The following is an 8399-nucleotide window of genomic DNA, read 5'->3' as shown; positions in this document are numbered from 1 at the left end:
GGCCGAGAGCGTCAACGGCGCGTACAAGAACGAACTGATCACACGATCCGCGCCGTTCGGGACCGTGCGGGCGTTGGAAACAGCGACCTTCCAATGGGTCTCCTGGTGGAACAACCAACGCCTCCACGAACGCCTCGACTACCGGACACCAGCCGAGGTAGAAGCACGCTATTATCAAACCAAGGCGACACCAGTCACCCAATAAAACACAGGGAACAAAACCCAGTCCATATCACATCTTAGCCCTTATCTTTACGATTCCCTCTATTCTGATTGTTCTGTTTGCCAATCATTTCCTAGATATCCCAGAGAACATTCTCACTGATGTGCAGATTACGTTCGCCTTGTCATTCGCAAGCATGGTGATGATGTTGATCTTCAATGTATTCAGTGTAGTATATTATGTACGAAATCGACTGGATTTGAGTTCGAAACGTAATGTTGAGGGTAATATCATTCGTGCAGTCGTTTTAGTGGCATTATTCGTTTTCCTGCAACCTCATATCTTCTATGTGACTGCAACGATGTTCATTGTCAATATATATCTGTGCGCCACGAACATCCATTACACGCGAAAAATGACCCCGGAACTCAACATAAATCCAAAAGCCTTTAGTCAAAAAGCTGTAAAGACGCTGTTATCGTCTGGCGTATGGAATTCAGTGAATCAGCTGAGCACAACATTGATGACGACTCTCGATCTATTGTTGATGAATATGTTCGTCGGCGCAGGGCCAAGCGGACAGTATTCATTGGTTAAGACTCTCCCCAATATGGTTCAGCAGATCGCATCGGTCATGGTCGGCGTATTTGTGCCTATGCTATTGATTGATTACGCAAAGAACAAAAAACAACAACTCGTTGATGATGTGCGCTTTTCGGTTCAATTTCTTGGTGCCATAATTACGATCCCTCTTGGTTTCTTAATGGTTTTCGGCGTGGATTTCTTCCATATTTGGGTTCCTACGCAAGATGCCCAATTGCTTCAGGAACTATCTATTCTGACATTAATCCCCTTGATAGTTACCACGTCGCTTAATACGCTGTATAATGTATACACAGTGACCAATAAGTTGAAAACTCCGGCATTGGTATGGCTGGCATTAGGCATTCTGAATGTGGTAGTCGTGGTTGCATTGCTCAAATTTACGGATTTAGGTATCTGGGTCATTCCCATCGTGAGCCTAATTATGGGATTGGCTCGCAACCTTACATTCACGCCTGTTTATGCAGCGCACTGCCTGGGACTTCGTTGGCATACGTTCTATGCTGCGATTTTTCGTGGATGTTTGTGTGTGTGCTCGGTAATTGCCGTATCGCTGGTTTATCGTTCTTTTTTTATTCCCCAAAACTGGCCACAACTCATCATCGCCGCGATTGTTTGCGGAGGAGTGGCACTGGTAGGCAATGTATTTATTGCCTTCGAAAAAAACAAGCGCGCAAGGTTCATTACGCTTCTTGCCAGTAAATTCCATTTACCTGTTCCGGGTCAGCCCAAACATGCGAAATAATGATCAATGTCAACCTTTATTACGATGAAAGAAAGGCAATCAGCAATGTCATCGTCTACCAATGAATTGTTTCGTTATGCGGAGCTATTCGCGTTCAAAACTATAGGAGCCTATCGTATTGGCAAATTGCTGAATCCCAAAGCAGTGCTAAAAGGGGCAAAAGCCGCTGGCAAAGTCAATGACAACAATGCCAGTGCTGTTCGTATTCTATTGGGTGAGACTCCGTTATACCGAAATATCGGTGATCTCGCGATTGCCGTAGCAGAAAAGCAATATCTGGATAATTTACATGCGGGAGTTGTGAAGGAATACACTGAAAACAACCGATGGTTCGCATTGGCATATTGGCGTAGGCTCATCAAGCCTGACACAACCATCGTCCTGCAAGGTGGGGGAAACATGGGAGAACGATATTTTGGCCTAGACTTGAAACGCGCCGGAGTAATCAAGGCTTTCCCTCATAATCGAATTGTCGTCATGCCGCAAACGTCGGATTATAACGGCAAACTTGGCGCTGCATTGTTGACATATATGAGAAATATTTATATCAAGCATGGCGATGTACATCTGTTCGCCCGAGAACGTCGTTCCTATGAGTTGATGAAACGGCAATTCAAAGGCGTGGACGTCAGACTCGCAACCGATATCGTGATGACGTATCGACCCGAATTTGATAACTAGCCTACTCGTTCCGGCGCATTGATTATCTTACGTCAAGATGGCGAGCGACTGCAGGCAAACGATCTTTGTGGACACATAAAAGCAGAACTCAACACTATGTTTGATACAGCTGACATTCGTTCATCCGATACGATTTACCATTGTGACGTGTCGTATGAGGAACGCGAGACGGTTGTACTGAACAAGATGCGTGAGTTTGCATCCGCCGAAGTGGTCGTCACGGATCGATTACACGGCATGATCTTCGCGGCAATCACCGGAACTCCGTGTGTGGCATTCGACAATGCCAACCATAAAATTTCAGCATCGTATAACGCGTGGCTGAAAAATGTTCCTTATATTGCCCTTTCTTCACCTGAGACTCTTGGGGTGGATATTCGGCGCGTTTTACAAGTCGAACATCGTCAATATGATTTTAAGGCAATGCTGGAGCACTGTTCCGATATCAAGAAATTACTCAAGTGCGAATAATCTTCAATCATCAGAACCTTTAACCTACCATTAACAATTCATTTATTGCATTTCCATATTGACACATATTGTCGGCATGGCGTTGAGCATCTGCTCGACCTTCTCGCTGACCAGCTTGTCGAGCTTGGTCTCGAGCATTTCTTGGTTGACCTGTAGAATCGTATCGGGCATGGTTCTGCCCTCTTTCCAATCGCGGTTTTCAATGTCTGGCGACTGAAAATCGTAACCGACAGGCCATGCCCCTTTTACATTAGAGACCCAAACACAAAGTGCGCAAGAAAACGGACGTTATCCAATACCCCCCCTGTGTCTGTTCAATAGAAGTTAGGCCGATGCAGCGTAACTAGATAACGTCCGGTTTCTTGCGCAAATTGGCTGGTGCTTGTTGAAGTGGTGGAGCATGGCTTGTCGCCTGTGTACGATTTGGGTCGCCAGACCATTAACCGCTCTAGAAAAGCAGGCGACAGAACCATGCCCGAGAAAATCATACAAGTCAACCAACCCATGTTCGAGACCGAACTCGACCGGATGGTGTCCGAGAAGGTCAACGAGATCCTCAACCGGATGCTGGACGCTTCAGGCCGACGAGATCGCCGGCGCGGCCCGCTACGAGCGCTCCTGCGGCAGGAAGGCGTATCGGGCTGGTCATTATGAGCGTGATCTGACCGTCAAGGCCGGGAAAATGGCAGTGAGGGTGCCGAAGTTGAAGGGCGCCCTGTTCGAGTCGGCGGTGATCGAACGGTATCGTCGCCGGGAGGAGAGCGTGGAGGAGGCGCTGATCGACATGTACCTGGCCGGTGTCTCCACGAGGCGGGTGGACGACATCAGCCAGGCGCTGTGGGGAGCGCGGATGCCGTCGCAGACCCTGTCGGACCAGCTCAGGAAGGTCTACGGGGACATCGACGCCTGGCGCGAACGCCCGCTATCCCAGCCCTACCCGTATGTGTTCATGGATGGCGTGTGGCACAAGCGTTCGTGGGGTGGCGCCGTGGAGAACGTGAGCATACTGGTCGCCATCGGCATCGGGTCGGACGGGCACCGGGAGGTGATCGGCGTGGCCGAGGGCATGAAGGAGGATTCGACCAGCTGGAACAGCTTCGTCTCCTCGCTCATCTCGCGCGAGCTTACCGGCGTGCGCCTGGTGACCGGCGACCGGTGCGCCGGACTGGTGAACACCGTCAGTGGACTCCTGCCACAGGCCCGCTACCAGCGGTGCATGGTGCACTTCATGCGCAACGTGCTCTCGAGAGTCTCCCCTCGTCACACCCGATGGGCCGGGGACGCGCTCAAGGCCGTGTTCGCGATGGAATCACGCGAATCGGCGTTGGCCAAGGCCGAGCAGGTCGCCTCCGAGATGGAGGAGCGGAAACTCAGGGAGGCCGCCAAGTGCCTGCGCGAGGGCATCGGCGAGACCACCACGTACCTGCTCAAGGATTACCCGGTCGAGCATCGCCGGCGCATCCGCACCAACACCATGATTCGAACGACTCAACCGCGAGATACGTCGCCGGACCCGCGTGGTGGGCGCTTTCCCGGATGGTAGATCGGCATTGATGCTCATCAGCGCCAGGATCCGCTACGTGACATCCAACGACTGGTCGACCCGACGCTATCTGGACATGTCCCGACTCCACGACACCATACAGGAAGCGAACTGAAAACGCACGCAGAACGACAACACCAAAAGTGCGCAAACCACCGGGCACTACCGATTTCTTCCGTCACCAGCCTGGAAATGAGTTTATATAGAGTATTTCGTTCTGGCTCTGGATCATCATCGATATCCAAATCAGTTCTTTCCATTTTCAGGATGGCCAAAGATATGGCCATTGCAGTGCGCTTGTTGCCATCAGCGAAATAGTGATTTTTGGCTAGGTGAAAGGTGAGATGAGCCACCTGCCGGAACAGATCATCGAATCGTTCTTTCGGCGATTGTCCGAATACCAGCAGAAAAGTTGAATCAACAACGCTGCTTACGGAACCGATGTCGCTGGTTCTTTCCACGGTAAATCCGCCGATGTCGTCAAGTTGTTTCCTGTGTACCTGAACGATTGCCTGTGCCATTGCCTCAGCGAGGTCATCGGACTGAAAGACGAGTGGCGGCGCTTGGATATGCCACCACTCGTTAGTGTATTGCTCAGGCATTGCGCAGAATCCTGAAGGTGTTCTGCCACTTTGCATTTACTTCATCCAAGCTGGATGCAAGAGTGTTTTTGGGGAAAGTCAGGCCATCATCGGATGCGAGAATGTCGTCGTTGGTGATTTCAACGCTTTCCCCTTCCCTGTAAACGTTTTTCCAAGCGGAGTTTTTTCGATGGGAGAACCCCACAAGATCGAATGCCGTAAGAAAACCGTATTTCTTTGCTGTCCTGTCGATAATGGATAAAGTCTGTTCGTCTTTTGCGGCTTCGCCCTCGGACTTTGAAATCTTGTTGCGCCCATACTTTCGGAAAGTGTAATAAACGTCCTTCTCGACTGGGCCGTAGGACCAAGCCTCGATCTTGTCTTCGAACAATGGTTTCCCGGTTTCGCGCAGAGACTCGACTTGCGCGAAATAAACGAGTTTGTTCAGCACAAGATTCGTAATGTCGATATCAGAGCCATGGCGAAGAATGAAAGCATTCGCTACTTGTATTGACTTCATGGCCTCTCCTCTGTCATGGAAATTTCTATGTTCAGATATATGAAGCTTGCTTTCGAAAGGATATATGCTACCAGTCCTCTCTCAAAACACAAAGGCAGCATTCAATAATGCATTTGTCAGACGCTGTAAGAAATCCTGCATTTTCAGTTTGCTGGGTATATATAGTACAGAATACGAAAAGGCATCATTAATCATTGCTTCAAATATCCGAAAGGCAATTTGTCGTATTGATGAAGGCTTGTATCTTGAGGATTAGGCGGTGTTATCAATCCCTTTGGAACAAAGGGCGCACTTCTATACAGGGGCAAGCCATGTATGTGCGCTCTGCGAGGCAGGCAGCCCAAACACACGAATATTCGGGTTGTTTTGCGCCACTCCGTTCCGTACAAGGGGCTGCAACCCTTGCGTCGCTAAGCGGCTATCCCTGCGGACTTGCTATCTACGAACGATTTAACAAACCATCCGCAGATAGCAAGTATGATTGAAAGGAGCATCTATGAAAGGAGCATCCATGAAGCGAGACATGGAGCTTGTTCGTCTCATTCTTTTGAAAATTGAAGAAGAATACTCTTCAACAGCGATTTCTAATTTGAACATTAGTGGCTACGACATGGAAACTGTCGCCTATCATTGCAAAATATTAAATGAGGCTGGGCTAATTTCTGATTACGGTGCCCGGTATGCGGATAACAGTTTACGGAGCTTCGGCGTAGGTTCTTTAACATGGGAGGGCAATGATTTTCTTGATAAAATCCGAGATAACTCCCAATGGAAAAAGGTTAAAGATGTAATTGTGCAAAAAGGACTCCCCCCTGTTATCGAAACAATTAAGACCATTTCCTCTGCGTTTGTGACAGCCGCAGCAGAGGGAGTAGCAAACTCCATCATTAAAAACGGTGGAATGCCGCAATAAAAAAACTATCCTCTAGTGTTACATAGACCGTCTACAAAAAAGTAGGCGGTCTTTTTATATCCCCACATCAAAATCAAGGAGGTCATGCATTATGGCAAAACAGAAAACTATTCCCGAACTGGAAGCGGAGAAAGCGGAAAAAAGAACGCAAGCTCTTGCAGCTCTAACACAAAAAGCAGCAACTTGAAAACCGTGCCGCATACTACGAAAAGGGAGATCGGCGCAAGCGGGCACATCATCTTATCACCCGTGGCGCAGCTATTGAAAGCGTTGCATCGCTGACAAAGGTTTTGACCGAAACCGAGTTTTACGCCTTTGCAGAAAAGCATTCGCCTTGGCGGAAGTCAAGGGTCTGCTCATGGAGGACATCAACGAGCACAACAAAAATGAGTTTGGGGGTGATTGACTATCGCACTGTATCATTTTCATGTGACCCGGATTAAGCGCAGCGCCGGACAGTCTGCTGTGGCTGCTGCCGCCTATCGCTCCGGCGAAAAGCTGCACAGCGTGCATTACGGCGAGGACAGCGACTACGCCAAAAGGGCGGCGTAATCTGTTCCGAAATCCTGCTGCCATCTCATGCTCCACCCTCTTTCTCTGACCGCGAAACCTTATGGAACGAGGTGGAGAAAGCAGAACGGGGAAAGGAGGCGCAGCTTGCCTACAGCTTTGACATTGCCTTGCAGAACGAGTTTTCCATGCAGGAGAACAGGGTGCGGACTTTTTCTTGGAGACTGAACGAAAGGATTATCATATGTCCGGTCCCGAGGAACGACAGCGCGCGGTGGATCTGTACTCCGCCACGCCGATGACCACGGCCCAGGTGGTCGAGCACCTGGCTTATCCGACCAGGCAGTGTCTGGAACGCTGGCCGGCAAAGGATCCCGGGTATGCCGGCCATATGGCGAAACCCATCATCCTAATGGAGACGAGGGCCAAGGCGATCGAACCGGTGCCGGGCGGCATGCGGCAGAAGCGGGCCGCCGAACGGCTCGGCGCGGGTGTCGGCACGGTCCGCAACCGGGTCAGGGCGTATCGCGAGGGTGACATGGCCGCGTTGCGGCCCGAAAACAGGGACACCGGCCAGGCCGACAAGCTAGCGATGCGACGGGATCGATCCGCCGGCGACGCCGAGGCCCCGCGCCGCAGGGTCGAGGAGCCGGAACTGGGGAACGCGTTGATGCGGGAGGTGACGGAGGCGTTCGCCGTTTCCAGGGGCAGGTACGGGTACCACAGGGTCAAGGCCCTGCTCAGGACCGGCGTCTCGGAGAAGGCGCTCCGCAGGATCATGGCCGAGGACGGTCTGACGGCGCATGTTCCCAAACGACGCGGGTACGGCTCATACGAGGGCGAGACCACGCCGGCTCCCGGCAACCTCGTCAACCGCGATTTCACGGCTGAGATGCCGAACGAGAAATGGCCCGCGGACATCACCGAGATCAAGGCCAGGGATGGGAAGGTGTACCTCTCCCCGCCGGTCGACTGTTACGATGGCAAGATCGTCACATACACGGCCGGTTCCGGTCCCAACGCCGGGCTCGCCGACAGGATGCTCGTCAAGAGCCGCGGAGACGCTGCCGGAGGGGTGTGTATCACCATGTCAAGTTGTGCGGGAAAATCACCAGATTTGAGCAGTGGTGATATGGACTGGGTTTTGTTCCCTGTGTTTTATTGGGTGACTGGTGTCGCCTTGGTTTGATAATAGCGTGCTTCTACCTCGGCTGGTGTCCGGTAGTCGAGGCGTTCGTGGAGGCGTTGGTTGTTCCACCAGGAGACCCATTGGAAGGTCGCTGTTTCCAACGCCCGCACGGTCCCGAACGGCGCGGATCGTGTGATCAGTTCGTTCTTGTACGCGCCGTTGACGCTCTCGGCCAGCGCGTTGTCATAGGAATCACCCACCGTGCCGGTGGAGCCAGGATCCCGGCCTCGTTCAGATGCGTGCCGTACAGGCTGCTGATGTACTGGGTGCCGTGATCCGAGTGGTGGATCAGACCGCGGGTGTCGCCGTGCCGGGCCGTCCAGGCGATCGACTGGTCCAATGCGACCAAGGGAAGCGCACGGGTGCGCTGGCTCGAGGATACCGCCCAGCCCACGATGCGCCTGGCGTACGCGTCGGTGACGAACGCCACATAGGCGAAACTTCCGGATGCAAGGCGCACGTACGTGATGTCGGCCACGT

General features: G+C 51.8%; 9 protein-coding genes and 4 pseudogenes. 9 read left to right on the top strand and 4 right to left on the bottom strand.

From position 1 onward, the window contains the following. The 4 genes from BISU_RS13605 to BISU_RS09730 form a co-directional block, all read left to right on the top strand. The coding region (locus tag BISU_RS13605) for an integrase core domain-containing protein (RefSeq protein WP_156100204.1) at nucleotides 1-205 on the top strand (205 nt) is incomplete at its 5' end. After that, the gene (locus BISU_RS12210) at nucleotides 171-1511 is read left to right on the top strand and encodes a lipopolysaccharide biosynthesis protein (RefSeq protein ID WP_081672862.1); all 1341 of its coding nucleotides are present in this window, start codon (nucleotides 171-173) and stop codon (nucleotides 1509-1511) included. The genes BISU_RS13605 and BISU_RS12210, both read left to right, overlap by 35 nt. A gap of 6 nt (nucleotides 1512-1517) precedes the next feature. Next, the gene (locus tag BISU_RS09735) at nucleotides 1518-2192 is read left to right on the top strand and encodes a polysaccharide pyruvyl transferase family protein (protein ID WP_081672861.1); all 675 of its coding nucleotides are present in this window, start codon (nucleotides 1518-1520) and stop codon (nucleotides 2190-2192) included. A gap of 96 nt (nucleotides 2193-2288) precedes the next feature. Then, nucleotides 2289-2663, top strand: a complete 375-nt coding sequence (locus tag BISU_RS09730; protein WP_024464698.1) for a polysaccharide pyruvyl transferase family protein — start codon at nucleotides 2289-2291, stop codon at nucleotides 2661-2663. Between the two features lie 42 nt (nucleotides 2664-2705). Here BISU_RS09730 and BISU_RS13250 read toward each other — a convergent pair whose 3' ends face one another. Beyond that, nucleotides 2706-2834, bottom strand: a complete 129-nt coding sequence (locus BISU_RS13250) for a hypothetical protein (RefSeq protein WP_264298195.1) — start codon at nucleotides 2832-2834, stop codon at nucleotides 2706-2708. Nucleotides 2835-3134: 300 nt separating this feature from the next. On the opposite strand from BISU_RS13250, the pseudogene BISU_RS09725 reads away from it, so the two are divergent. Continuing rightward, nucleotides 3135-4321, top strand: a pseudogene (locus BISU_RS09725) (IS256 family transposase). On the opposite strand, the gene BISU_RS12205 reads toward BISU_RS09725, so the two are convergent. Together BISU_RS12205 and BISU_RS09720 are read right to left on the bottom strand one after the other, a co-directional pair. Further along, entirely contained in the window at nucleotides 4224-4808 is a 585-nt protein-coding gene (locus tag BISU_RS12205; RefSeq protein ID WP_024464689.1) for a type II toxin-antitoxin system death-on-curing family toxin, read from the bottom strand. The pseudogene BISU_RS09725 and the gene BISU_RS12205 overlap by 98 nt on opposite strands. Continuing rightward, nucleotides 4801-5307, bottom strand: coding sequence for a Panacea domain-containing protein (locus BISU_RS09720; RefSeq protein WP_024464690.1), 507 nt, complete (start codon nucleotides 5305-5307; stop codon nucleotides 4801-4803). The genes BISU_RS12205 and BISU_RS09720 overlap by 8 nt, the downstream gene beginning before the upstream one ends. A 496-nt stretch (nucleotides 5308-5803) precedes the next feature. Here BISU_RS09720 and BISU_RS09715 point away from each other — a divergent pair, with 496 nt between their 5' ends. The 4 genes and pseudogenes from BISU_RS09715 (at nucleotide 5804) to BISU_RS12190 (ending at nucleotide 7919) form a co-directional block, all read left to right on the top strand. Continuing rightward, a complete protein-coding gene (locus BISU_RS09715; protein WP_081672859.1) occupies nucleotides 5804-6220 on the top strand; it encodes a DUF2513 domain-containing protein in 417 nt (138 codons plus the stop codon). Between the two features lie 227 nt (nucleotides 6221-6447). After that, nucleotides 6448-6663, top strand: a pseudogene (locus tag BISU_RS12200) (DUF3847 domain-containing protein); the annotation flags it as partial. Further along, nucleotides 6650-7032: pseudogene (locus BISU_RS13450) on the top strand (MobA/MobL family protein). The pseudogenes BISU_RS12200 and BISU_RS13450, both read left to right, overlap by 14 nt. Next, the gene (locus BISU_RS12190) at nucleotides 6975-7919 is read left to right on the top strand and encodes an IS3 family transposase (protein WP_024464693.1); all 945 of its coding nucleotides are present in this window, start codon (nucleotides 6975-6977) and stop codon (nucleotides 7917-7919) included. Before BISU_RS13450 ends, BISU_RS12190 begins: the two are co-directional and overlap by 58 nt. On the opposite strand, the pseudogene BISU_RS09700 reads toward BISU_RS12190, so the two are convergent. Next, nucleotides 7889-8399, bottom strand: a pseudogene (locus BISU_RS09700) (transposase); the annotation flags it as partial. The gene BISU_RS12190 and the pseudogene BISU_RS09700 sit on opposite strands and share 31 nt — an antisense overlap.

Source organism: Bifidobacterium subtile, assembly GCF_000741775.1.
In the GTDB taxonomy this organism is placed as follows: Bacteria; Actinomycetota; Actinomycetes; order Actinomycetales; family Bifidobacteriaceae; genus Bifidobacterium; species Bifidobacterium subtile.
This window is presented reverse-complemented; position numbering and strand designations above follow the sequence as displayed.

What these genes read in the sequence shown, in the direction of transcription:
- BISU_RS12205 (WP_024464689.1), bottom strand. Translation starts at nt 4,808, where the DNA reads ATGCCTGAGCAATACACTAACGAGTGGTGGCATATCCAAGCGCCGCCA.
- BISU_RS13250 (WP_264298195.1), bottom strand. Translation starts at nt 2,834, where the DNA reads ATGCCCGATACGATTCTACAGGTCAACCAAGAAATGCTCGAGACCAAG.
- BISU_RS09720 (WP_024464690.1), bottom strand. Translation starts at nt 5,307, where the DNA reads ATGAAGTCAATACAAGTAGCGAATGCTTTCATTCTTCGCCATGGCTCT.
- BISU_RS09735 (WP_081672861.1), top strand. Translation starts at nt 1,518, where the DNA reads ATGTCAACCTTTATTACGATGAAAGAAAGGCAATCAGCAATGTCATCG.
- BISU_RS09730 (WP_024464698.1), top strand. Translation starts at nt 2,289, where the DNA reads ATGTTTGATACAGCTGACATTCGTTCATCCGATACGATTTACCATTGT.
- BISU_RS09715 (WP_081672859.1), top strand. Translation starts at nt 5,804, where the DNA reads ATGAAAGGAGCATCCATGAAGCGAGACATGGAGCTTGTTCGTCTCATT.
- BISU_RS12190 (WP_024464693.1), top strand. Translation starts at nt 6,975, where the DNA reads ATGTCCGGTCCCGAGGAACGACAGCGCGCGGTGGATCTGTACTCCGCC.